The sequence below is a fragment of the Mycolicibacterium llatzerense genome (genome assembly GCF_025331195.1).
Lineage (GTDB): Bacteria > Actinomycetota > Actinomycetes > Mycobacteriales > Mycobacteriaceae > Mycobacterium > Mycobacterium llatzerense.
Genome location: NZ_LXOV01000017.1, coordinates 119,861 through 143,804 on the forward strand (window position 1 = coordinate 119,861; position 23,944 = coordinate 143,804).

A 23,944-nucleotide genomic window follows, 5' to 3' on the forward strand; every position below is an offset into this window, starting at 1 on the left:
GCTATCTCCTGAGGGTGTGGCTGGAGCAATCTCAGAAGGGTCGCTGTAACCGGCATCACAATGCGAGCTTGTACGTATTAGTCGGGCTTTTGCGCGTTTCGCTCAGGGGTGTGCTGCCCGCGCTGATGGCCAGATCCCTCGGCCTGTTCTATTCGGACGCACCTGCCGCTACGGGTGTCATGCAGAAGATCTGCCAGGAGTGGCCATCGAGATCGTTGTAGCTGCGGCCGTACATGAAGTCCTCGTCGTCGGTGTCACCTACTGTGCCGCCGGCGGCGATGGCGCGGTCCACGAGCCCATCCACGCATTCCCGGCTGTCGACACCCAAACAGACAACGCATTCCTTCTGCGACGCGTCAGCGGTCTGGACCGGATGCAAGGAATCGAAGACGTCGCGCTGGGTCAGCATCGCGAACTGGTTTTCACCGAGCACCAGTGTCACGGCGTTGTCGCTGCTGAAGTTCTCGTTGAATGAGTATCCGAGGCCGGTGAAGAACTGCCGCGAGCGCGCGACGTCGGCGACGGGCATGTTGATGAAGAGCATGGGGTGCATCGGGCAGCTCCTGTGGTCCGCGGCGCCCGGAAGCGGGGCCGTCACAGAGGTAGACCGCCCACCCGCGCAGAACTCATCGTGTGCGCGACCTTCCGAAGTCGACCGGTAGCGCCGCGCGCGGCCGGTGTTCAGGGGAAGGCGTACCGCACGACCACGGGCGCGTGATCGGACAGTCGCGCGTCGGGTTCGGGTTCCTTGTCGACGGTCACCGACACGGCGGTCCGCGCGAGCCGCGGCGTGGCCAGGTGGTGATCGATCCGCCAGCCCACGTCCTTGACGAACGACTCGCCGGCCCAGCTCCACCAGGACAGCGGTCCGGGGCGGTCGCCGTGCAGCGTCCGGACCACGTCGACGAGCGTGCGCGGCCCGATCTGTGCATCCAGCCAGGCGCGTTCCTCAGGGAGGAAGCCCTCCATTTTCTGTGCGGGCCGCCAATTGGTCACGTCGTGCGGAAGATGGGCCAGGTTCAGGTCGCCGAGCAGCAGGAACTCCCGCCCCGCCTGGAGGGCCGCCCGGCGGTTCCGGCTCAACTCACGCGCGAACGCCCCGAGGAAGCGCATCTTCCGGTCGTACTTGGCGCCGCCGTCAGGCACGTCGCGGATATTGCCGGGCCGCTGCAGGTGCGCGGGCAGGCCGCCCTTCGGCAAGTAGAGGCACGCCACCGTAAGTGGAGCGTCGGCGAGGTCGACCTCGAGGTACCTGCCCTCGTGCGCATAGGCCGCGAGGCCTCGACTGCGCGGCGGATGTGAGACCCAGGTCCGCACGTTCGACGGTGCCTCGCGCGTCAGGATCGCGACGCCGTTGCGGCCCGGGATCGAGCCGCAGTCGATGGCCGCGCGATAACCGTCGAACGCGCCGACCTCCTCGGGCGGGCAGCGCAACTCCTGCAGGGCCACCACGTCGAGCCCACGCCCGGCGAGCCAGGCGTCGAAGCCGCGACGGCGTGCTGCCCGGACCCCGTTGACGTTGAACGTGGCGATGCCCAGCGGCGGGTTTGGCGTATCAGTCATCGGGTCTACCAAAGCAGATCGGCGGACTCGGGATGTCCGCCGATCGGTGGAGTGCGATTCATCCGGTGCATCCGCTGTTCGGGGGAATCCGCAAAGGCGCCATTCGCGGAATAGTTGCCGGTATCAGCCAGACGGGTCAAACCCATTCTTGGATAACAACATTCACGTGCAGGAGACGCCATGAAGAATACGACGGCTCGTATCGCCGCCGCGGGAGCAGGGATTGCCGCCGCGCTGCCCTTCGCCGCGATCGCTCACGCAGGAACCATGCCGGTCACTCACCCCGGTGAGCCGACCATCGCGATGACGATCACCAACCACACCGACAAGGTTCAGTTTCTGCTCAATGACGGGACGAGCCCGAACGGCAAATGGGTCGACGGCCCACAGCGGATGCTGGCACCCGGCGCGACCGAGATCGTGACAGCCGTTGCGCCACAGGGTGACTCACTCGACATGCACGTCGCCTACCGGGTCGGCGTCGGCGGCCCCACCGCCACCTACGAGGTCAACGATTCGAAGGTCAACACCAATGTCGCCAACACCGGTGTCACTGGTTTTCTCGCCAAGAACTACTGGATCAATCACAACTTCACCAGCCACTATCCCAACACCAACGTCGGCTTCGACCTCTGGTGAGTGCACGTGGTGGCGAAGGCCACCTGATGACTCGTCGCAGGTGCCGCCCCCGAACCCGGCACGTTTGCTAGATCTGCAGGTAGTGTCACGCTGATCGCGCTGTCGTACCGACGGGGAGGGTGGTCGTGTCGCAGGAGTGGGTGCTCGCCGTCAGTCTGGGAACCCTGGCGATGGCGGGTGTCGGGCTGCTCTTCTTCGTCGTATGGGTGGTGGACCGAAGGCGGACCAGCGCGCTCTCTTTCGCCCTGGCGATCGGGTGCTACAGCGCGGCGACGACCGTGCTTTCGGTCCCGCTGCCTGCAGCGTTCGCGGCATCGGTGCACGGAGTCCTGTTCCCGGTCACTATGGCGCTGTTGGCCGACGGGTTGCTGCGGCGGGTGGGCGACCGATTGCCCCGCGGGTGCATGGTCTGGTACGTCACGGTCTCCGCGATCGTGGTGTGGTGTCTCGCGTACCCCTGGCCTTTGCTGGTCGGGCGGATCATCACGCAGAATCTGGCGACGGCGCTGCTCCTGTTTGCCGTGGCGCGTCGCCTCTGGCGCGGCGCGCCGAAGACCGGGACCGATCGGGCCGCGCTCACCGCCTCGGCTGCGCTGGCGGTCTCCCTCGGCGCGGACGCGGTGGCCGCACTGTTCTCGAGCGTGCCGCGTGAACTGACGACTCCCGCCGAATTCGACAGCTATATGTCCTCGAACCTCGAGCTGTTTCTCATCGTGGCGAGCACGATCGTGCTGCCGGCGTGCATGATCACGCTGCTGGCGGTGACTGTGATCGATGTCGTGCAGGAGTTGCGGTTCCAGCGGGATCGGGACGAGCTGACGGGGGTGCTCAATCGGCGGGGCTTCAACCGTCGCGCCGAGGCGATGCTGCAGAGCGTTGAGAGTTGCGCCTTCATCCTGGCCGACCTTGACCACTTCAAGGCCGTCAACGACACCTTGGGGCACTCGGGCGGAGACAAGGTATTGATGGCCTTCGCGCGAATCCTGAACCAATGTCCGGGCGAGGCGCGGATCGTCGGGCGCATCGGCGGCGAGGAATTCGCCATCCTGCTGCCCGGCGCCGGCACCCAGACCGCAGTCGAGTGGGCTGATGCCGCCCGGGCCCGGATGGTCGCTCAGGCACCCGAGCTCGGCGACGGAATGGCAACGGTGACTGCGAGTTTCGGGATCGCTGCCGGCGGCCCGCGATCCCGGTTGGACACCCTGGTCAACGAGGCGGACAAGGCGCTGTACGAGGCGAAGCTCGGTGGTCGCAACCAGATCGTGGTGTGCTCGTAGGCGCCGCGAGCCACACACGTCTCAGCTCAGGTCAGGCGGTCAGCCTTCGCGAGCCTGGTCCGCGTGCAGGGCCTTGATGCGCCGCTGTTCGCGCAGCACGGTCTGGTAGCTCTCGCGCTCGATGGCCAGCCAGTCGGGCATCTCCTCGAGCAGCGCGTCGATCTGCTCGGTGGTCAGCGCCTTCTCGACGTCACCGCGCGTCAGACCGGCGATCGAGATGCCCAGCTTGGCCGCCACCAGGTTCTTGGGGTGCGGCCCGTTCTTGCGAAGGTCTTTGAGCCACTGCGGCGGGTCCGCCTGCAGCGCGGCGAGCTCGTCGCGGGTGATCGCGTTCTCCTGGAACTCCGCAGGCGTCGCGGGCAAGTAGACGTCCAGCTTCTTCGCCGCGGTGGCGGGTTTCATGGACTGCGCGTTGGGCCTGCTCATGGGCATCAGCCTATCGGTAGGTCGTTGGGGTAACCCCGTACGATCCGCGAGGTGGAGTTTTCGACGCTGGATCTCGCGACTCGCAAGTTCTGGCGGGCGACCGGACGAGGCGTCGACCTCGATGGCGGCGAGGCCTGGCTGCAGGCGCCACTCGGATCCGCAGGCGGTGGGAACAGCTGGTTGATCGAGGAAGCGGCTCGGCGCGGTGGGGCCCTGCTGGACGGCGATCCGGACGCCGGACTGCAACCCGATCTCGAGGGCCTTTCCGGGCCGGGGTTCGACGCCGCGGCTGTCCACCCGATGATTCACGATTTCTACACGCACACGGCGCGATGGCGCATGGAGGTCTGGTGCAGCTGGTCGCCGTTGTTCTGGCCGGGCGGTGAGCTGATTTCGCGCATGTTCGGCAAGCGGGTGCAACAACTGGCTCTGCCGATGCGACCCCTCGATGTGGCGCGGGGCATCGACGGCCGGGTTTCGGTGATCACTGACGGCGGCGGGGCGCAGGTTGCCGCCGGCTGGATTCGGACCCTGCGCGGCAATGGTGACACCGTGTTCAGCGGATGTTATTCGCGCAGAACGCTTCCCGGTGCCGAGCGGCCGAGCGTGCACGTGACGTTCCCGTTGGAGGAGGGCAACGTTCAGGTGTTCCTGCAGCCGCAGCACCTGCCGGATGGCGGCCTGCGACTGTCCTCACCGGCGGGCCCGTGGGGTGCCGAGGGGGCGTACGTCCTGGTGCGCGATCGCGGGCGCTATTTCGCGCGGCGCGCGCCCGTGCATGAGACGTTCGACCTCTACGTCGACGGTGAGCAGGTGCTCCGCACCGATCATGTGCTGCGGATGTGGAACATGCCGGCCGTCCGCCTGCACTACAAGCTGGAGCGCCGCGGGACGTAACCGGTACGCCCGTCCCAATTGCCATGCTCGGACAGCGGCCGGAACCGGTAGGTGGCGAACTCGCGGTGAAAATCGCGGCGACGCCGTTCCGCCATCGCGTCTGCATGTCGAGCCGGGTCGAGGACCTCGGCCGCGGCACCCCGGCCGTGGACCATGTCCGTCATCGCCCGAACCGAGTGCCAGATCGAGAAGGTGGAGATCGAGCGGGGCGGACGCATCGCGGCCAGCGCCAGGGTGGCCTCCGGATGGTCGCGGACCAGCCGCTCGACCGGCTTGCCCCAGGTGAGGAACCGGGGGACCTCGGGCAATCGCATCCGGGCCAGGGTGACTGCGACGACGGGCTCGTCGTCGTCGGAGACATCGGCCTGTTGCGGCAGGCCGGGGAGCGCCGCCAGCGTGGACCAGCGTCGCAGAAACGTCATCCGGACGTGCCAGCCCGTGGCGAACCGCGCGCCGGAACCGGCCAGAAATTCGTCGATCGCGCTCTCGTCGTCCCAGCGCGCGAACATCGCCAGCCGCCGCAACTGCAGTCGGTCGGGGGAGACGGTCGGCGCGCCGAGCCGCATCAACGACAGGCACTCGGCGTAGTGCAGCCCGGCCACCTGGTCCAGCCGCGGCGGTCGTCGCAGTAGCGGCACCGTCGCAGTGACAGGCATCTCGACGAGATGGAACGTGAAGACGCCGAACCCGGTCATGCCTCAATTATCGGCGCCGACCGCGAACCACCCGACACTCGTTTGGGTAGCGTGATGGCCGTGAGTTCGCCCTCGTTGACCCTCGGGTACGTCCCCGGCGGGACGCCTGCGAAGTGGGCGCGGATCTGGGCCGATCGCCACCCAACGGTCCCGCTGGTGCTGCACCCCGTCACCGCGGCGGATGCGGCCGACGCACTGCGGGCCGGGACCATCGACGTCGCTCTGCTTCGGCTGCCGGCGGACACGACGGGACTGGCCGTCATCGCGCTCTATGAGGAGACGACGGTGGCCGTGGTGCCGACCGATCACGTGCTCACCGCCGTCGACGACATCGCCGCCGCGGACCTCGCCGGCGAGCCGATCCTCCTCCCGCTCGACCACGTCGTCGCGTGGGCGGACGCGCCCGGCAACCCAGTCGATCACCGGCCCGAAACCACTGAGGACGCAATAGAACTCGTCGCCGCCGGGCTGGGTGCGCTCATCGTTCCGCAGTCCCTGGCGCGGCTGTATCACCGCAAAGACCTCACGTACCGTCCGATCACCGACGCGCCCACCTGCCCCGTCGCGCTCGCCTTCCGGGAAGGGGAGCAGCCGGAGCTGGTCGAGGAGTTCATCGGCATCGTGCGGGGCCGCAAGGCCAGCTCGTCGCGGGGGCAGGCCGAGCCGGCGCCGAAACGCAGCGCACGGGAAAAGACCCTGGCGAAGCAGGCTGCCCGTGCCGCGGCCGGAAAAACTGCGGCCGGCAAGACCGCCCGCAAGCCGGGGAAGGCGCAGCGCGGCCGGCGCTGACGCTGACGTAGTCGCCGTTCGTGCGGCGCCACTACACTCCGGGGCCATGGGCAAACCGCCGGCGGCCACAGGCAACAGCACCACCGCGCCACGATCCGCGACATCGCGGAGCCCGCGGACGATACGTGGTCTCGACGCCGAGCAGCGCCGAATCCACCGTCGGGAACAACTGTTGGCGTCCGCATTCGAGCTGTTCGCCCGCGACGGCTATGCGAACACATCGATCGAGCAGATATGTCAGAACGCATTCGTGGGGAACAAGGCGTTCTACGAGACGTTCGATAGCAAAGAAGACTGCTACGTCGAATTGCTCAGTCAGATCGCCGAGCGGATCGAACGTCACGTTGTCGAAATCCTCGACACCACAACCGCTGACAATGACGCGATGGTTGAGCGGCTGCTGTCGGCGTTCGCCCATGCCCTGGTCGATGACCCCCGGGTCGCGGTGGTGGCTTTCGGGGAATGCGCGGGCATCTCGCCGCGGGTCGAGCGTCAGCGCCGCGAGAATAGACGTTGGACTGCAACGTTTCTCGAAGAGTTCTGGCGAGGTCGCGAGTTCCCGGAGAGTGCCGGCTGCGCCGCCGTGGACTTCCATGCGCTGGCCGTCCTGACCGTGGGCGGCCTATTCGAGGCGGTGGCCGACTGGCTGCACGACCGCGAAGCCGATGGTGATTCGCACCCGAGCATCGACACCCTGATCGGCAATCTGACCGGCTTCATGGCAGTGATCAGGGCCGGTATCGCCGCCTCATTGCGCTGATCGCTGTCCCGTCATACCTTCCGCACACCGATCGCGGATGGTTTTGAGCAAGACTTCTTGTTTTTAAAAAGAGGTCTTGTTTGCACTGGGTGATTGCAATAGTGTCCTGCGGCTATGGGGGTTGACTCAACGCAACAGCAGCACTGGACGACCACTGTTTTGGTGAGGGGTGTCGCGGTCGGCATCGCCGCGGCGACGGTGGCCGGTGTGTCATCACCGGGAGCTCCGATCGTGTCGCAGGCCGCGATACGGCTCGTCGACACCACGATCGGAGTCGGGGGATCGTTCGACCCGTTCGGGCTGAGTATCCCGTTGTTCTTCTATGGAACGACTGTCCCGCAAGGAGATTCGTTCCATGTCGTGCCGTACCCGGGGCAGATCAACGTCGAGTGGCCGATCATCTCGGCGCTACCTGGTTTGTCGGACGTGCCCTATTGGCCACACTCACTGAAGCAGTCCGAACGCATCGGCGCCGGATACCTTGAGCAGGACATCGCCAAGCAGGCACCCGGTCAGAAGATAACCATCCTCGGCATGTCCCAAGGAGCCGAGGTCGCCGAGATCGCGCGCGCCGATATGGCCAAGGACCCGGCCTATGTGGCCCACGCCGGCGACTACGCATTCACGCTCATCGGCGATCCGTACCAGCCGAACGGCGGAATCCTGTCGCGCTTCACCACGTGGAATCACGTGCCGATCCTTGGGGATCTGTTTCCGCTCGGACGGCCCGGGCCGTCGGACAGCCCGTTCCAGACCACCGTCTACCAAAATCAGTACGACGGATTCGCCGACTTCCCGGCCTATTTCAATCCACTGGCCATCGCCAACGCCCTCGTTGGCATCCTGTTCGAACATGTTCTCCCGGGTTATGCGCTGGAACCGAAGAGCAGTTCCAACACGGTCACCACCACCGTGGGCAACACGACCTACGTGACCTTCCCGCAACTCCTGCCGCTGCTCGCGCCGCTGCGCCTTGTCGCGTCCGTGATCGGGGCGCAGCGTCTCGTCGACGCCATGGACCCCGTACTTCGCGTGTTCATCGAAAGCGCCTATGACAGGACTGCGGACCCCAGCCGGGTCAAGGAGTTCAGCTGGACGACACCACAGGCCAACTTCAGTGCCGCCATCAAGGCGCTGCCTGGAGCACTCCAGCAGTCACTGGACATTCTGCGCACCGGCAGCTTCAAGCCAACACTGCCGCAACCGACCGTCGATGCCACCGAACCGACGACACCCACCACGGACCATCCGGCGCGGCCGGTCGATACCTCACCGCTGGCCAAGGCCATTCGGCAGTCGGTGGTGAATCTGACTGCGGCACTGACGAATATCACCCGTCCGGTGGCCAAGCTGCTGCAGGTCGTCGGAGGGCAGAAGCCGTCAGCGGCAACGTCACCGAGCACTGCCTCGGCGGTCGCCGCCTCATCGACGGCGGTCCCACAGGCGCTGCCTGCCGGCGGCAGCTCACTTCGGGCGACAGCAACGCCAACGTCGCCCGCGAAGCCGCAGGCTGCGCCGCAGGCAGCCGCCACCACGCCGTCGAAGCCATCAAAGTCTCGACAATTGCGGAGACCAACGGCAGACTCCGTCGAGCCCGCCCGGGCGCCCCGCGAACAGCGGGAGCAATCCGCTGACCCCGGTCACGCACGTCGGGACACCGACGCTGCGGCTCCGGCCGCCAAAGCCGACGGCCGTCGCCGCGATTCGGCCGGGGCCACAACCAAATCCGACGCGCCCGCGAGTGTGAAGGCCGATCACGCGCCGTCACGTAAGGGAGCCAGGCCGGCCGCGTGACTCTCAGGTATGCGCCGGCCCCTCGGCCTTCTTGTACAGCGACTTGAGCAGCAGATCGCGGAACGCGCGGCTGTCGACTGCTCTGCGCCCGGCGCCGGCCACCATCGGGATACCGGCCAGCTTGTGGAAGAAGCGGCCGCGCCGGTATTCCCGGCCCCAGGCGGATTCGATGCGCTGCTGGTAGTTGGTGAAGTCGTCGGGACTGCCGTTCATGAGGGCAGCGATGGCGCATTCGCCTGCGGCCAAACCGGATTCGAGTGCCTTGGAGATGCCGGCACCGGAGGCGGGTTTACCCGCGCCCAACGCGTCGCCGGCGAACAAGACCCCGGGCTGCCACGGCGGCCACGTGGTGAACCCCATCGGCAACCGCCAGGCCCGCACGCTCTTGTTCTTCTTCAACGCGTCGATCGACGGCAGATTCCAGTCGCGCGGCAGCGTCTGCAGAAAGTCACCGAGGAACCGGGTCGCGTTGATGGCCTGCCAGTTGCGGTAGCTGTTGACGTAGCCGAGCCCAATATTGAAGGTGCCGTTGCCCATTGGGAAAACCCAGCCGTAGCCGGGTAACTGGTCGCCATCGAAGACGAGCTTGAGATAGATCTCCAGGGCATCGGAGTCGGGACGGTCGGCCGGCATCTCGGCACGAATCGCGATCGCCGAATAGCCCTGGTAATCGGACTCGACATGCAGCGCTCGTTTGATCGGCGAGTACGCACCGTCGGCCGCGATGACGGCGTCGCCGTGCACGGTCTCGCCGTCCTTGAGGACCACACCGGTGACTCTGCCGTCGTCATTGCACTCGACGCCCGACACCTCGGTGTCCTCGCGCACTTCCGCGCCCGCGGCGGCGGCGTGGCCGAGCAGCAGCGCGTCCAAATGGGTACGGCTGACGGTGCAGCCGTGGTCGGGCATGCCAGGGCGGCGGGGGAACGACAGCTCCCACCGGTGTGGGCTGAACACCGTGACCCGATTGATCTGGTGGAACTCGGCGACCTGTTTCGCCAGGCCCATCTTCTGCAGGTAGCTGACCCCGCGGGCGGTCAGACCGTCACCGCACGGCTTGTCGCGCGGGAACGTGGCCTTGTCGAGGACGACCACACTCGCGCCGGTCTGCGCGGCTTGCCAGGCAGCCGCCGATCCCGCCGGACCTCCGCCGGCAACGACGACGTCGTACCGCTGCACCATGTGATCAGTCCCTGTCAGGCCGGTACTTTCGGGCGAGGCCTGAGGCCGATGCTACGCGCGAAGCCTGTCGGCCGCCTGGGTGCGACAACGCACCGGCGCATGTGACGTTCGCCGCGCCGGGCAGTCTGAGCAGGTCAGAATTGCCTGGCCCGGTACAGTGGCGGGGTGCGCAGGCCATCTCTTCCACGTACCGGCATCCAGGCCGGGGTGAAAGTACCTGGTGTGCCGGGCGTGAACGTTCCCTCGGTCACCGTGCAGGTGAAGGTCACTCCGCCCAAGGGTGCGCCCGAAAAGGTCGATGCGCGCAGCGAACGCTGGCGCGAACATCGCCTGAAGGTCCGCGAGGAGATCGTCGACGCCGCGTTCCGCGCGATCGACCGCCTCGGCCCGAACGTGAGCGTGCGGGAGATCGCCGAAGAGGCCGGTACCGCCAAACCCAAGATCTACCGGCACTTCGCCGACAAGTCCGACATGTTCTCGCAGATCGGCGAGCGGATGCGGGACATGTTGTGGGCGGCCGTCATTCCGTCCATCGACATCGAGCACGATTCGACGGGGCAGATCATCGGTCGCGCCGTCGAGCACTACGTCGACCTGGTGGACCAGCACCCCAACGTGGTGCGCTTCCTGCTGCAGGGCCGGTTCGCCGACCAGTCCGCCGCCGCGATGACGACCGTCAACCGGGGCCGCGACATCACCCTGGCCATCGCCGCCATGATCAGCGGCGAGCTCAAGGACATGGACCTGGACTCGGCGATCTTCGAGCTGGCTGCGTTCACGCTCTTCGGCGCGGCCGCGTCGGCGACCGACTGGTGGCTCGGCGGCAGTGACGACACACCGCGCCGGCTGCCCCGCGACCAGTTCGTCGCGCACATGACCACGATCATGATCGGCGCCATCAACGGCACCGCTCGGCTGCTCGGCATCCGGTTCGACCTCGACCTGCCGGTGCACGACGCGGTGCGCCGCGAAGAATCCGTCGGCTGACAATTCGGTCCTGATGTGGTGCGTTGACACCGCGTGGGTCTGACCGGAGACTGTGAAGTATCCGGTACCGCCGTTCCCAGGAAAGAGCAGGTTCATGACGGTCTCCGAGCAGTCTGCCGACATTGATGTCCGCACCGAGCCCATCGTGACGCGGGCGGTGATCATCGGGTCCGGCTTTTCCGGGTTGGGCATGGGCATCGCGCTGCGGAAGCAGGGCTTCGGCGAGCGCGACTTCCTGATCCTGGAGAAGGCCGGCGAGGTCGGCGGCACCTGGCGCGACAACACCTACCCGGGTTGCGCGTGTGACATCCCGTCGCACATGTACTCGTTCTCCTTCGAGCCGAAGGCGGACTGGACGCACATGTGGTCGTTCCAGCCCGAGATCTTCGACTACCTCAAGGGCGTCACCGACAAGCACGGGCTGCGCCGCAACATCCGCTTCAACACGCACGTCGACCGCGCGCACTGGGACGAAGACGAGCGACGCTGGCACATCTACGACGGCAGCGGCCAGGAGTACATCGCGCAGTTCCTCATCTCCGGAGCCGGCGGATTGCACATCCCGTCCGTTCCCGAGATCGACGGCAGTGACGAATTTGCCGGTGTCACTTTCCATTCCGCGCAGTGGGACCACAGCGTCGACATCACCGGCAAGCGCGTCGCGGTGATCGGCACCGGCGCCAGTGCCATCCAGATCGTGCCCGCCATCGTCGACCAGGTGGCCGAGCTGCACCTGTACCAGCGCACCCCCGCGTGGGTCATGCCTCGGCCCAACAACGCTTTCCCGGAGTGGATGAAAGACACCTTCCGCCGGGTGCCCGGTGCTCGCGCGTTGATGCGCGCCGGCATCTACTGGATTCACGAAGGCGTCGGCTTCGCGATGACCAAACAGCCGCGACTGCTCAAAATCGGTGAGCTGCTGGGCAAATGGAACATCAACCGCAGCGTCAAAGACCGCGAACTGCGTCGCAAGCTCACGCCGAACTATGTGGCGGGCTGTAAGCGAATCCTGAACTCCGACACCTACTATCGCGGCATCGCCAACCCCAAGACGCAGGTCTTCACCGAGGGCATCGAGCGGATGACGGCCAACGGCATCGTCACCCGCGACGGCGTTGAGCATCCGGTCGATGTGGTGGTGTGGTGCACCGGTTTTCACGTCACCGACTCGTACACCTACGTCGACATCAAGGGCCTCGGGGGAGAGGACCTGGTCGACCGCTGGAATCGCGAGGGTATGGCTGCGCACCGCGGCATCACCGTGGCGAACATGCCGAACCTGTTCTTCCTGCTGGGGCCGAACACGGCGCTGGGGCACAACTCGGTGGTGTTCATGATCGAGTCGCAGATCCGCTACGCCGCGCAGGCCATCGCCGCCGCCGACAAGGCGGGCGCCGCCGCGCTGATGCCGAGCCGGCGCGCGCAGGACGACTACAACGCCGAGTTGCAGCAGGACCTGGCCGGCACCGTGTGGAGCACGGGAGGTTGCCACAGCTGGTACATGGACGAGCACGGCGTGAACCGCACGCTGTGGAGCGGCATGACCTGGCAGTACTGGCTCGAGACCCGGAAGTTCCAGTCGACGGAGTACGAATTCATCCGTTGAATCGGCCTCGCCGACGCGACACGAAAACACAACTTTTAGCGGTGTTCGTCGAAGGTAAACACCAGGGGTAGTGTCTGTGGTGCCAGCTCGGCAAACACAGTTCCAGGTGAAATGGGGTCACGGTGTCTGAAGGTATGAAGCTGATCGACAGGGCCTCCGCGATCAACTGGAACCGTGTGCAGGATGACAAGGACGCCGAGGTCTGGGACCGCCTCACAGGCAACTTCTGGTTGCCGGAGAAGGTGCCGGTGTCCAACGACATCCCGTCCTGGGGCACGCTGACCGACAGCGAAAAGCAGCTCACCATGCGCGTTTTCACGGGTCTGACGCTGCTGGACACCATCCAGGGCACCGTCGGCGCCGTCAGCCTGATCCCCGATGCGCTGACCCCGCACGAGCAGGCCGTCTACACGAACATCGCCTTCATGGAGTCGGTGCACGCCAAGAGCTACAGCAACATCTTCTCGACGCTGTGCTCGACCGTGGAGATCGACGAGGCGTTCCGCTGGTCGGAGGAGAACCCGAACCTGCAGCGCAAGGCCGAGATCGTCATGAAGTACTACCGGGGTGACGAGCCGCTCAAGCGCAAGGTGGCCTCGACGCTGCTGGAGAGCTTCCTGTTCTACTCGGGCTTCTACCTGCCGATGTACTGGTCTTCGCGCGCCAAGCTCACCAACACCGCCGACATGATTCGGCTGATCATCCGTGACGAAGCGGTGCACGGCTACTACATCGGCTACAAGTACCAGCGTGGCTTGGCCATGGTCGACGAGGCCAAGCGGACCGAGCTCAAGGACTACACCTACGAGCTGCTGTTCGAGCTGTACGACAACGAGGTCGAGTACACCCAGGACCTGTACGACGGCGTCGGCCTGACCGAGGACGTCAAGAAGTTCCTGCGCTACAACGCCAACAAGGCGCTGATGAACCTCGGCTACGAAGCGCTGTTCCCGCGCGACGAGACGGACGTGAACCCGGCGATCCTGTCGGCGCTGTCCCCGAACGCCGACGAGAACCACGACTTCTTCTCGGGCTCGGGTAGCTCGTACGTGATCGGCAAGGCCGTCAACACCGAAGACGCGGACTGGGACTTCTAAACGCAGTTCAGTGCTGTGATTGCGGGGCGTATCGGCTTGCCGAATGCGCCCCGCGGTTATTTGGCTCGGCGTTGGTGCAGGCCGTCAGGCCAGCGGCGGCACCGGGTTGATGGTGAACCCGAATTTGGTCAGTGGCTCAAGCGATTTCCGCGCTTCCGGCGAGGCGACTGCGAAGGTGATGATCGCCGTCTGATCGCTGACTGCTGACGCGAACAGCGCCATGAAATTCCGCTGCAGCGCCGAGGTCATGTCGCTGTTGGCGGTCCACTGCGAGATCCACAGACCATTGGTCAGGCCGGGATTCACCGCACTCGCGCAGGTACCCGCCCGCACCGCGCCCGGCCAGTCACGCGCCGCGATGGCGGGATCGTCTTGAGTGAAACTGCCCGGCGCGCATACGGATTTCTGCCAGTCGTTCAGTACGCCGGTGACGCCGGGGGACACTGGCGGTGGTGCCGGGTCAGGGTCGGCATTCGCGACACTTACCGGCAGCAGGGCGATGGCCACGCCGACGAGAGCCAGCTGGGACAGCGGAGCGCAGCGGGTGGGCGTCATGACCAAAGTTTTAGTGCGCGAAAGTAAATTCCGTCAACTTTTTCCAGATGTTGGCCTCGTCTGCCGAGGCCACTCAGTTCGTGGCAGTGCTGCCCGCTACCGGACGCGTGTTGCTGACGATCTTCGCAATGCAGTGGTCGCGATCGAAACCCTGAGTTGCGCACCACAGCAGTGCTCCGCTCGAATCGCTGAAAGTAAGAGGCACGACCGTCACCCAGAAATTTCTGCCATCGAACGTGGACCAGTCTCCGGTCCAGAGCAGCTTTGCGTTGTACCGCTGTCGCAGCTGCAGATGCTCCTGCAGCGCGAGTGTGTTGTCCCAGACCATGCCTTGGTCTACGACGCCGGGACGTTTTGCGCTCAACTGCGGAATCCAGTAGTCGGCGAGAACGGCAGCTATGTACGGCCGGTCAGTTGCGGCCAACTGGCGCAGCTGCAAGGTGCTGGAGGTCTCCTGATCGACGGCGGGCGCCGACGTTACCGAGGGCGCCAGCTTGGGCTGCGGCGAAGGGGCTGGTTGTGGTGGGGACGGGGACGCGATTGGTGACATCGATGCCTGGGCGGCTGGTTGTGCGACGGTAACCGTTGTCGGAGCACCCGCATTCTGATTGGCGCTTTGAGAAACCAGCATGCCGACGACGATGCCAACTGCGCCGAGTAGCAGGACCGCGACTGCGCCGATGACGACCACCGGAACCGTCATGTTTCGAGCTTCGCGATCAGTTTCGTTTTGCGTCCGGGCAGCCGTTGGAAAGGTGGTAGGTAGCTGCGGGACGCTGCCGACGGACTGCACAGGCGAGGGAAGGGGAAAGGGCCTGGCCATTGTGTTGGCGTCTGCCAATGGCGGTGTCTGGATGCCGGGGGAGACCGCGCGTTGTGCTGCGCGTCCGAGCGCTCCGGCGCTGCCGTAACGATCGTCGGGATCTTTCGCCATGCCGCGTGCGATGACGTCGTCGAATGCGAGCGGGAGGTGCGGATTGACTGAACTGGCGCGTGGCGGCGGTTTGGCGATGTGTGCCGCGATCACGTGTTGCTGGCTGGTGGAGGCGAAAGGCGTTTCGCCCGTGACGGACTCGTACAGCACACAGGCAAGGGAGTAGACGTCCGACGCAGCTGAACACGGTGCGTCATCGAACCGCTCGGGAGCCATGTAGGAGAACGATCCGATCTGCGTGCCAGCCATTGTCAGGTGTGTGTCGCCTTGAGCTTCCGCGATCCCGAAATCGACGAGATATGCGAAGTCGGCGGGGGTAACGATGATGTTCTGCGGTTTGACGTCGCGATGCAGCAGCCTCTCGGCATGTGCGGCGTCGAGGGCAGCGCCAATCTGTTGAATGATCGAAACAGCCCGTTGCAGTTCAAGGGGTTGGGTCTTGATCAGCTCGTGTAGCGTGACGCCCTGGATCAGCCGCATATCGATGTACAGATTTCCGTCGATCTCGCCCCAGTCGTGGATCGGCACCACGTGCGGTTCCTGGAGAATGGCCGCCGCGTGTGATTCGCGCAGGAACCGCGCTCTGAATTGATCGTCATCAGCGTGTTGTGCGGCAAGGATCTTCAGCGCGACGGTGCGGTTCTTCTCGGTATCGAAGGCTTCATAGACCTCGCCCATTCCACCCTTGCCGAGTATGCCGACAATTCGGTACTTGCCGAAGTCCGTACCGATCCGGTTATTGTGTGCAGTCACGGTCAGGGTCCTTGTCGTGCATCGTGAAATTGCGTTATCTAATAGCTGTTGTCGGGCATTTCAGTCGAGTCATCAGCCGGTCGGACCTCCGACTTCATATGTCCCGTTGTCGTCGACAAAGACCACGGTGATCTGTCGCTGTCGGCCGCCGATGGTGGCCTCGCATTTGAAGGTGCCGTCCTTCTTGACGGGCGGATTGACGCCGTTGTTGCACCTGATGTTTGAAATGTTCGTCACGCCATAGCCACTCACCGTGTCGGTCAGGACCTGTTCCACGCCCTGTTGGGCTTGATTGATGTCGAGATCGGTCGTTCTAGAGGTGTGAAGCATCGATACGCCGATCACGAGCGCGACGGCTTCGACTGCGAGCACAGCTGCTCCGATGCCAATGAGTTTGCGGCGCTGCCTGGATTGGTGTTTGAGCTGGGTCGTTGAAGATGCGCGGCCCCGGTCTGCCGGGCCAGCAGGTCCCACCGTGGCGCGCTGCGGGATTGGCGGTAGGAGGCGGGCGGTCTCCGGCGACTCTGATCGAGCTTGGGGTGTGACGATCGGACTTCCAGGAGAAACAAACGGGCGGACCGAACTCTGGGGTGGCCGGTGGTGGGGGATGTTGTGGAACGATCCGGGCGGGCGCTGGTAAATGGTTTGCCACCAGGGCAACTCATCGTGGTTCTGCTGGTTGGCTGGTGCTGGCGGTTCTCGTCGCGGAAGTGAGATGTGGGAGGTGGCGTCTTTCGTGTTTGAGGTGTCGTCGTTCATGAGTCAGAACCTCCGGAAGCAATCGTCGGCTGTTCCGAGGATTCCGATCCGAAAGGCGGCAATCCGAGTAAAGCCGGCGGGGAGCGGAGTGCCGTTGACGTCGCTTGCGACGATTCCATTGGTGAGCAGGCCTGCGACGGCTTCATCGAGGTCGCCGGCGCCGAGCGTCAAACCTGGCCCTGACGGCAGAGAAATTGGTTGCGCCATACCGCGCTGCGCGACTCCGGCGAGGCATGCGGTGCGCATCGCGGTTTGCGGCGTGTCGAGCGGCAATCCGCGCTCGTGCTCGTTGGCCAGCGCGTAGCGGGAAGCGATCACTGATATTGCGGTGTTGTCGCCCTGCAGGAGTCGATAGCTGTGTTCGTCTGCGGGTGCGCCGATCTGCTGTAGTGCCGGCAAATCGATTGCCACGGTGTTGGTGTCGGGGCAGTACGCAGCGATCGCGGTAGACCGTCGCCCGCCACACGACGCTCCGCCAATCGTGAGCGCCGGCGGATTCGCAGGCTGCAGGATCTTCTGGAGCTCTTCGGCGAGCGTGGCCAATGTGTTTTGGTCAATGGCCATGTCGCTGTTCGTACTTCGGGCGTCGAACAGATTCCGAGGGAGATCGCCGCGCCGTCGTTGAATCTCGGCACGGTCGATCGCCGAACAGGCATGAGCTCCCTGTTCGAATCCGAGTTGGAATGCACTGACGCGATCCAGTCCCGTGCCGTGCTGTTTGAGAACCACATCTGGATCGTCGGATTCGCTTTGCGGGTCGCGTATTGCCAACAGGCCGGCAAGCAGATGGTTGAGACCGTCTCCCGTGCTGACCACGAACCGTGTGGAATCGCCGTCAGCGACCCAGCGCATGTACACCCCGGCGTAGCAGTCGGCCTGCTGTTCTCTTATCAGCGTGGGAGAGCGTATCGGCAGCCCCGCCTGAAATTGAACGGCGTGGCCATACTCGTGCGCGAAAACCCCTGCCGCACCGATCGTGCCGAAGAACGGCAACGCTGGAGGAACCAGTCCTGTGTCTTGCGAGCGGTCCCACCCGATTGAGTTGTCGATGGTGCAGTACACGGCGTTGGCCTCGGGGCTTCCGCACGATGTGTACCCGGCCAGTTCGTCACCATCTGAGGAGACGAGTCGGCTGACGGGTTTGAGTTGTTCTCCGAATGATTTGGGGTACTGCATCTTCCAGAACGACTCGACGTCGTTGATGGCCAACAGGGCCAATCGGTCAAAGCTGCCGTTGTCGGTGTTGGCGACACGTCCAGTCGGTGCAGGGCCGTCAGGCCTCGGACCGCTCGGCCCGTCGGATACAGTCAGTCCACTGACCCGCTGTGGATCGAATCGTGCCGAAAGTGGGCGTCCGGCAACGACTGTGTGTCCGCACGCGGAAACTACGGATACGGCGACAACTGAGATCAGAACGTTGGCAACGCGTTTGACGCCGAACGGCAATCGTTCGGTGGGATGTCGTAGGTGCGCGGGCGCAGACACTAGCTATCGAGCACCGGGTCCGCACGTGGACTGTGCGTGGTCGCGTAGGGTGCACCGAAGAGTCGGTAATCCGGTTGGCAATAATCCGGTCCTCCTATACGGGGCAAACCTCACGCATGAGCTCGCAATATCGCGCAACCCGATTGCCACGTTCAGCCCTGTTAGTGATCTGCGCCGCATCCCGCGTGATGGTGGCGCGCTTGGCACGGTCCGCTGGCCGCCAGGTCTGCGCTGGTCGAGCGCTGGTCTGAGGTACCTATATTGATCGTTCAGATAGCCCATCGGAAGCCCTCTATCGTGGTGCAGCTGTGTGCGGCCTGCTGGCGACTACAGGCGTAAATGGAGTATCGCGTCGCAGGGCTATCGACCGCGGGCAAATGCGCGTACTGGTCAATATCAGCAGTGAGCAGAACGTTTGGTCCTATGCTGATCGACATCGGCGATGCTGGCTGGAGTGTTGCCGACCGCAGTCGATAGGCCGGGGTAGGCACGCTGCGATTGCATGAGAACGATCTGGCAGGGGGACTAGGTGACTAAGCGCGGCGGTGAGCAATTTGGCAAATACCGAATCACCGGGTTGCTCGGCGTGGGTGGCATGGGCGAGGTCTATGAAGCTGTGGACACCAGCAAGGACCGTACTGTCGCGCTGAAGATCCTGTCAGACCAGTATTCGCTGGACGAACGCTTCCGTGAACGATTTCAGCGCGAATCGCGTGCCGCTGCAATCCTGCAAGAGCCGCATGTCATTCCCATCCATGATTGGGGCGAAGTCGATGGCCGCCTGTACATCGATATGCGACTGGTGCAGGGCCGGACGCTGCACGACATGCTTAAATCCGGACCGCTCCCCGCCGAGCAGGCAGTAGGGATAATCGGTCACATCGCTTCAGCGCTGGACGCAGCACATGCGGCGGGGTTGGTTCACCGTGACGTGAAACCGCAGAACATCATGGTCACTTCGGGGGACTTCGCGTATCTGGTTGATTTCGGGATTGCCGAGGCTCACGGTGATTCGCGGCTGACCATGACCGGAACTCAAATTGGATCGATGGCGTACATGGCCCCTGAGCGGTTCGGAGGAGAAGACACGACGCCGGCTGTGGACGTGTACGCACTTGCGTGTGTGCTGTGTGAGGCGCTGACTGGGCAGACGCCGTTCCCCGGACAGGGGTTGGAGCAGGTGATTGCTGCACACTTATCCGCACCTGCGCCACGTCCGAGTCTGATCAATCCGCACGTTCCGAGGGCGCTCGACGACGTTGTTGCCCGTGGCATGGCAAAAGAAGCCGACGATCGCTACGGCACGGCCGGCGCGTTGGCGCGCGCCGCGCATCGAGCATTGAGCGACACTGGCCCGTCGTGGGCGCAGTCAGCGACCATGCAGCGGGAGCAGTTGGCCACGCCGCGGCCTGCTCTCCATGACTCGGGGCCGATGACTGGGCCGACGGTTGTCGTCCGAGCGCCGCAGGCTGAGCAGCGCGGACGGTGGGTGGTTCCGGCGGCAATCGGCGCGGTTGGGGCTCTGCTGCTCGGTGGAATAGGCATCGTCATCGGTATGCTCGCTGGCCAGAGCAACACGAACTCAGTCGCGACTTCCTCACCGGTGCAAGCTGTTTCGACAATCGGTGCGCCTGCGGCGCAGCAGCTGCCAGCTCCCCAGGTGCCTGTGCCCGCACCGGTGCCAGCACCGCCGATGCCGTCGTCGGGTGGGACTCCGCCGCTCGTGACCGGCGTTGACAACAGCGCGGCGCACGATAGCTGCGATGCTGGCTGGTCGTTGACGTCTAGGTCGGGGTGGGGGACGCGTTCGGGCCGAGGTTCGGCGGAGACGTCATGTTTTTTCGCTCGGAGTGTGCTCAGTTCGTATTGGGATCAGTACGGCAGTGTGTCTCGTACGCCGCGGGCCGTATCAGCGCCCGGGGCTGTGGACTGCCGCACAGTTGACGGCGCAACCTGCAATGGACCAAATTTTGTGGTGCAGTGCGCTGCTTACGGGTCCGACAACTGGGTGACGTGTGCCGGCGGGAACAACGCCCGGGTCTACATCTACTGAGTAGGCGGGATTCGCCGGGCGTCCGGCGGCGGTAAGTTCAGGACGGGCAACGGCCCGCGGGTAGCTCCGTGGAGTGTTCCTTCAACCAGCGTCCGACTTGTGACAGCTGAGCGATGCCATCGGTGAACGTGCCTGAATTTGGTTGCACTGCAATCGCAACCGCGACCTGCCCCCGATTGGTATAGATCACTCCGAGTTGGCGTACCAGGTATCCACCTGACTCCAGCGGTCCCCAGCCGCCTTTGAACCGAGCGCCTGGGATAGCACCCAGGCCCCACTGTTGATCGCCGGCAATCTGTCCCATGAGGTCGAAAATCGGCGTGCTCCGGTGATCGCATGCTGAGGTCGCGAGGAATCGAGTCTGATTCCGCAGTGACCATTCGGTCTGGCCGAATGCGCTGTAGTCGGGCCGACTTCTCGTCGACTGAACCTGGGTCGGGTCACCGGCTTCCCGCAGCACTGTGTCGACCTTGCTCCCGGCGGTCTCGGGTGGCCCGAGGCCACGCCAGATGACGTCGGCGGCGTCATTGTCGGATTGGGTGATCGCGACTTTGATCGACTCGCCCGCCGCGGCCGAAGCCCCTTGTCTCAGTGCAGCTATCGCGAGTGGCACCTTCATTGTCGACCAAGCTGGTCCGCTGGCCCAGTCACCGAACGACATTGGCGTCCCGCTCCCACCGATGGGCATCACCGCGATGCCCATCGGAACGCCCAGCGAGGCTTGCAGTTGTGCGAAGGAGATTCGGAGATCGCTTGAATCACTGGAAGATTGAGGAGCGAGTGTGGTTGTCGCGGGGCTGAGCGGCGTAACGCCGAACTGGCTCGTAGCTCGGGCGGCAGATGGGGGGTGTGGCACCCCCGCCTGTGATGGCGAAACGTGAAGTCCGATGACAACGCCACCGGTCACGATGAGCAGTGCGATACAGCTTCCCACCAGCACGGCCACGACTCGACGCGGCCGTAGCGAATGTCGTTGAGCCGCGTTGCGTGCCGTCAATTCGAGGTCATCGCGGGCGCGGGACGGCGGTGTCCTCACCTGGCTACCCCCAACCCGCTTGCGACGACGGCTGGGTCAACGATACGACGCTCTGACCCGGGCCCCTTGCACGAGTTTTGCCGCGGCGAGTCTGGCCGAGATCTGTTGCGTCAGGCAGCGTTCGTCAGTCCGCGTTGGACTCCCGGTCGCCGACGAAGGCGACCAATGCGGCGTCACCGGAGCGGATCACGTCGACGCGCTCGCCGCCGTCGCACTGGAACAACCCGATGGTCAGTTCGTGCGCGCGGCGGCCGATGATCCGCCAGACACCGCCTGCGAGCTCCCAGCGCTGCAGGATGTCTACCGGATCGTCGGCCACCGGGCGTCCGAATCAGATGGTGGCGGTGTCGATCACGAAGCGGTACCGCACGTCACTGGCGATGACGCGCTCGTAGGCCTCGTTGACGTAGGAGGCCTCGATGATCTCGATCTCCGGGGTGACGTCGTGCTCGGCGCAGAAGTCCAGCATCTCCTGGGTCTCGGGGATGCCGCCGATCAACGAACCGGCGAGAGTGCGACGCATGCCGATCAGCGGGAACACCGGGACCTCCAAGGGCTTCTCCGGTGCGCCGAGCTCGACGAGCGTGCCGTCGGCCCGCAGCAGGTTCAGGTACAGACCCATGTTCAGGTTCGCCGACACGGTGTTGATGATCAGATCGAAGGTGCCGGCCAGCTTCTTGAAGGTGTCCGGGTCGTTGGTGGCGTAGTAGTGGTGCGCACCCAGGCGCAGGCCGTCTTCCATCTTCTTGAGCGACTGGCTCAGGACGGTGACCTCGGCGCCCATCGCGACCGCGAGCTTCACGCCGACGTGGCCCAAACCGCCGAGACCGACGATGGCGACCTTCTTGTCCGGTCCGGCGTTCCAGTGCCGCAGCGGCGAGTACAGCGTGATGCCGGCGCACAGCAGGGGAGCGGCCTTGTCCAGCGGGATGCTGTCCGGGATGCGCAGGACGTAGTTCTCATCGACCACGATGGCGGTGCTGTAGCCGCCGTAGGTGGGGGTGCCGTCGCGGCCGGTGGCGTTGTACGTGCCGATGTTGCCGCCCTTACCGGTGCAGTACTGCTGCAGGCCGGCCAGGCAGTTCTCGCACTCACGGCAGGAGTCGACGAAGCAGCCGACGCCGACGTGGTCGCCGACCTGGTACTTGGTCACCTCGGAGCCGACGGCGGTGACCACGCCGGCGATCTCGTGACCGGGTACGACGGGGTAGTTGGCCGGGCCCCATTCGGACTTGACGGTATGGATGTCCGAGTGACAGATGCCCGCGAACTTGATGTCGAATGCCACGTCGTGCGGGCCGATGTCACGGCGCTCGATGGTGGTCTTGGTCAGCGGGCTGGTCGCTGAGGTCGCGGCGTAGGCGGAAACAGTCGTGGTCATGCTTTGTCAGTCCTCTTCATTCTCGGCTTGCCTAGCGGCGTGTACCTAACGCAAAAGATTAGCGAAGGTAACGAAATGAGGGCAATCGTGGAGCCCTGATCACACTCAACGGCGGCCGGGGCGGAACTAATCCCGGATTCGGCTGTGAATTGCGCGCTACAGTCCGGCGGCGCGGAAACCGGCGTTGAAGCTGACCCGCTCGTAGCTGGCGACGCCGGCGTGCACGTACGGGTCTGAGGCGGTGAGGGCGTCGGCTTCTTCGGCCGACATGTCCGAGGCGATCAGCACGGCGCCACCCTGCGACTCCAGCCGGCCGGCCAGCAGGATGCGCCGCTCTTCGACGAGCTTGCCAAGCCATTCCAGATGCGCCGGTCGCGACTGGTCGACGACGTCGAGGGGCTGAGTGTAGGTGATGTTCAGTACGTGAAACACGCTACGAGGTTATCCGGCAGGCGTGTAGTTCGATGACCTGGCTGGTGCGCTCGCGCAGTCCGGGCGTCTCGGCGTCGAGGACGCCCAGCACCCGCACGCCGGCATCGGCGACGTGCATGGGCAATTCCGATCGCCGCGGGCCGTGCGGCACCGACCACATGTTGACCAGGGATTCGACCAACCGGAACGGTAGATCGGCGGCGGCCGGATGCACGCCGGTCCGCTCCAGCACTCTCTCACTCTGTGCCAGGTAGTGCAGTCGAAGCCGTTCGCGATCGGACCAGAACGGCTCGAGACGGTCGGCGCGCACCTCGGGAAGCAAATAGAGTGCGCCCAAATTCCAGTTGCCACTGAGCAATTGGTCTCCGTCGAAGGCCGCCAGTGCGTGCAGGTGTTCGGTGGCGGTCAAGGTCGGGGCGGCGTCGTTCAGGGTGGTGATGAACGCCAGTGTCGGCGTGACAGTTTGGCTCAGCAGAGCGCACAGGATGTCGTCCTTGGTCTTGAAGTAGTGATACAGCGAGGCCTGTCTGATGCCGACCGAGTCGGCAATGGTTCTCGTGGACGTGCCGGTGTATCCCAACGTCGTGAACAATTCGCTTGCCGCATCGAGTATTTCGTCTCGTGCGGTGATGCCCGGACGACGTTGCGTGTGCAGCCGTGGTCGTCCGGTGCGGGTGATCGACATCCATTCATCGTGGTCCATCGTGGCGCCGACCGGTATCGCCACCCGTATCTGTCATGCGACAGAAACATGCGATATGCCGCGGTTACCCACGCGAGCGAGTTGCTTACATCGTGCTTACCCAGCCGATACCAGGCGGGTTCGTCCAAAGGGAAAACTGTC

General features: G+C 64.7%; 24 protein-coding genes. 10 read left to right on the forward strand and 14 right to left on the reverse strand.

Annotation, left to right across the window (positions count from 1 at the left end; translation table 11 throughout):
* Positions 1-148: 148 nt before the first annotated feature.
* On the reverse strand, positions 149-553 hold the full coding sequence (locus A7G45_RS28260; protein WP_260941804.1) for a VOC family protein: 405 nt from the start codon (positions 551-553) through the stop codon (positions 149-151).
* Positions 554-681: 128 nt separating this feature from the next.
* Positions 682-1,563, reverse strand: coding sequence for an exodeoxyribonuclease III (locus A7G45_RS28265; protein ID WP_260941806.1), 882 nt, complete (start codon positions 1,561-1,563; stop codon positions 682-684).
* 180 nt (positions 1,564-1,743) lie between these two features.
* On the opposite strand from A7G45_RS28265, the gene A7G45_RS28270 reads away from it, so the two are divergent.
* Positions 1,744-2,202, forward strand: coding sequence for a hypothetical protein (locus A7G45_RS28270; RefSeq protein ID WP_260941808.1), 459 nt, complete (start codon positions 1,744-1,746; stop codon positions 2,200-2,202).
* A gap of 125 nt (positions 2,203-2,327) precedes the next feature.
* Positions 2,328-3,479 carry a GGDEF domain-containing protein gene (locus A7G45_RS32600; RefSeq protein ID WP_260941810.1) on the forward strand — a complete coding sequence of 384 codons (1,152 nt, stop codon included), beginning with the start codon at positions 2,328-2,330 and terminating at the stop codon, positions 3,477-3,479.
* Between the two features lie 39 nt (positions 3,480-3,518).
* Here the strand turns inward: A7G45_RS32600 and A7G45_RS28280 are convergent, their stop codons facing one another.
* The gene (locus A7G45_RS28280) at positions 3,519-3,905 is read right to left on the reverse strand and encodes a DUF5997 family protein (protein ID WP_043395151.1); all 387 of its coding nucleotides are present in this window, start codon (positions 3,903-3,905) and stop codon (positions 3,519-3,521) included.
* Between the two features lie 51 nt (positions 3,906-3,956).
* On the opposite strand from A7G45_RS28280, the gene A7G45_RS28285 reads away from it, so the two are divergent.
* Positions 3,957-4,802, forward strand: coding sequence for a hypothetical protein (locus A7G45_RS28285; RefSeq protein WP_260941813.1), 846 nt, complete (start codon positions 3,957-3,959; stop codon positions 4,800-4,802).
* On the opposite strand, the gene A7G45_RS28290 is transcribed toward A7G45_RS28285, so the two are convergent.
* On the reverse strand, positions 4,775-5,497 hold the full coding sequence (locus A7G45_RS28290) for a hypothetical protein (RefSeq protein WP_260941815.1): 723 nt from the start codon (positions 5,495-5,497) through the stop codon (positions 4,775-4,777). The genes A7G45_RS28285 and A7G45_RS28290 overlap by 28 nt on opposite strands.
* A gap of 60 nt (positions 5,498-5,557) precedes the next feature.
* Between A7G45_RS28290 and A7G45_RS28295 the strand changes: the two genes are divergently transcribed.
* From A7G45_RS28295 to A7G45_RS28305, 3 genes are all read left to right on the forward strand, one after another.
* Complete coding sequence (locus tag A7G45_RS28295; protein ID WP_260941817.1) at positions 5,558-6,286, forward strand: LysR family substrate-binding domain-containing protein; 729 nt, start codon at positions 5,558-5,560, stop codon at positions 6,284-6,286.
* A 46-nt stretch (positions 6,287-6,332) separates the two neighbouring features.
* Positions 6,333-7,046, forward strand: coding sequence for a TetR/AcrR family transcriptional regulator (locus tag A7G45_RS28300; protein ID WP_260941819.1), 714 nt, complete (start codon positions 6,333-6,335; stop codon positions 7,044-7,046).
* Between the two features lie 114 nt (positions 7,047-7,160).
* Positions 7,161-8,840 carry a PE-PPE domain-containing protein gene (locus tag A7G45_RS28305; protein ID WP_260941821.1) on the forward strand — a complete coding sequence of 560 codons (1,680 nt, stop codon included), beginning with the start codon at positions 7,161-7,163 and terminating at the stop codon, positions 8,838-8,840.
* Between the two features lie 3 nt (positions 8,841-8,843).
* Here A7G45_RS28305 and A7G45_RS28310 read toward each other — a convergent pair whose 3' ends face one another.
* A complete protein-coding gene (locus A7G45_RS28310; RefSeq protein ID WP_407667551.1) occupies positions 8,844-10,040 on the reverse strand; it encodes an NAD(P)/FAD-dependent oxidoreductase in 1,197 nt (398 codons plus the stop codon).
* Between the two features lie 234 nt (positions 10,041-10,274).
* Between A7G45_RS28310 and A7G45_RS28315 the strand changes: the two genes are divergently transcribed.
* From A7G45_RS28315 to nrdF, 3 genes are all read left to right on the forward strand, one after another.
* On the forward strand, positions 10,275-11,009 hold the full coding sequence (locus tag A7G45_RS28315) for a TetR/AcrR family transcriptional regulator (protein WP_043985139.1): 735 nt from the start codon (positions 10,275-10,277) through the stop codon (positions 11,007-11,009).
* 94 nt (positions 11,010-11,103) lie between these two features.
* On the forward strand, positions 11,104-12,615 hold the full coding sequence (locus A7G45_RS28320; protein WP_260941825.1) for a flavin-containing monooxygenase: 1,512 nt from the start codon (positions 11,104-11,106) through the stop codon (positions 12,613-12,615).
* A 134-nt stretch (positions 12,616-12,749) separates the two neighbouring features.
* A complete protein-coding gene (gene nrdF / locus A7G45_RS28325) occupies positions 12,750-13,712 on the forward strand; it encodes a class 1b ribonucleoside-diphosphate reductase subunit beta (RefSeq protein ID WP_276555802.1) in 963 nt (320 codons plus the stop codon).
* Positions 13,713-13,796: 84 nt separating this feature from the next.
* On the opposite strand, the gene A7G45_RS28330 is transcribed toward nrdF, so the two are convergent.
* The 4 genes from A7G45_RS28330 to A7G45_RS28345 all read right to left on the reverse strand — a co-directional run bounded on the left by A7G45_RS28330 (position 13,797) and on the right by A7G45_RS28345 (position 17,922).
* Positions 13,797-14,267 (reverse strand): hypothetical protein, encoded by a 471-nt coding sequence (locus A7G45_RS28330; RefSeq protein ID WP_260941829.1) that lies wholly within the window; start codon positions 14,265-14,267, stop codon positions 13,797-13,799.
* Positions 14,268-14,340: 73 nt separating this feature from the next.
* A complete protein-coding gene (locus tag A7G45_RS28335) occupies positions 14,341-15,954 on the reverse strand; it encodes a serine/threonine-protein kinase (RefSeq protein ID WP_260941831.1) in 1,614 nt (537 codons plus the stop codon).
* A 72-nt stretch (positions 15,955-16,026) separates the two neighbouring features.
* Complete coding sequence (locus A7G45_RS28340; protein ID WP_260941833.1) at positions 16,027-16,713, reverse strand: DUF4333 domain-containing protein; 687 nt, start codon at positions 16,711-16,713, stop codon at positions 16,027-16,029.
* A 3-nt stretch (positions 16,714-16,716) separates the two neighbouring features.
* A complete protein-coding gene (locus A7G45_RS28345) occupies positions 16,717-17,922 on the reverse strand; it encodes a neutral zinc metallopeptidase (protein ID WP_260941836.1) in 1,206 nt (401 codons plus the stop codon).
* Positions 17,923-18,727: 805 nt separating this feature from the next.
* Between A7G45_RS28345 and A7G45_RS28350 the strand changes: the two genes are divergently transcribed.
* Positions 18,728-20,251 (forward strand): serine/threonine-protein kinase, encoded by a 1,524-nt coding sequence (locus tag A7G45_RS28350; RefSeq protein ID WP_260941838.1) that lies wholly within the window; start codon positions 18,728-18,730, stop codon positions 20,249-20,251.
* A gap of 37 nt (positions 20,252-20,288) precedes the next feature.
* Here the strand turns inward: A7G45_RS28350 and A7G45_RS28355 are convergent, their stop codons facing one another.
* From A7G45_RS28355 to A7G45_RS28375, 5 genes are all read right to left on the reverse strand, one after another.
* Positions 20,289-21,197 carry a serine hydrolase gene (locus tag A7G45_RS28355; protein WP_260941839.1) on the reverse strand — a complete coding sequence of 303 codons (909 nt, stop codon included), beginning with the start codon at positions 21,195-21,197 and terminating at the stop codon, positions 20,289-20,291.
* A gap of 214 nt (positions 21,198-21,411) precedes the next feature.
* Positions 21,412-21,606, reverse strand: coding sequence for a hypothetical protein (locus A7G45_RS28360; RefSeq protein ID WP_260941840.1), 195 nt, complete (start codon positions 21,604-21,606; stop codon positions 21,412-21,414).
* A 12-nt stretch (positions 21,607-21,618) separates the two neighbouring features.
* Positions 21,619-22,668 carry an NAD(P)-dependent alcohol dehydrogenase gene (locus tag A7G45_RS28365; RefSeq protein WP_260941841.1) on the reverse strand — a complete coding sequence of 350 codons (1,050 nt, stop codon included), beginning with the start codon at positions 22,666-22,668 and terminating at the stop codon, positions 21,619-21,621.
* Between the two features lie 156 nt (positions 22,669-22,824).
* The gene (locus tag A7G45_RS28370; protein ID WP_260941843.1) at positions 22,825-23,100 is read right to left on the reverse strand and encodes a YciI family protein; all 276 of its coding nucleotides are present in this window, start codon (positions 23,098-23,100) and stop codon (positions 22,825-22,827) included.
* A 1-nt stretch (position 23,101) separates the two neighbouring features.
* Positions 23,102-23,785, reverse strand: a complete 684-nt coding sequence (locus tag A7G45_RS28375; protein ID WP_260941845.1) for a TetR/AcrR family transcriptional regulator — start codon at positions 23,783-23,785, stop codon at positions 23,102-23,104.
* Between the last annotated feature and the right edge of the window lie 159 nt (positions 23,786-23,944).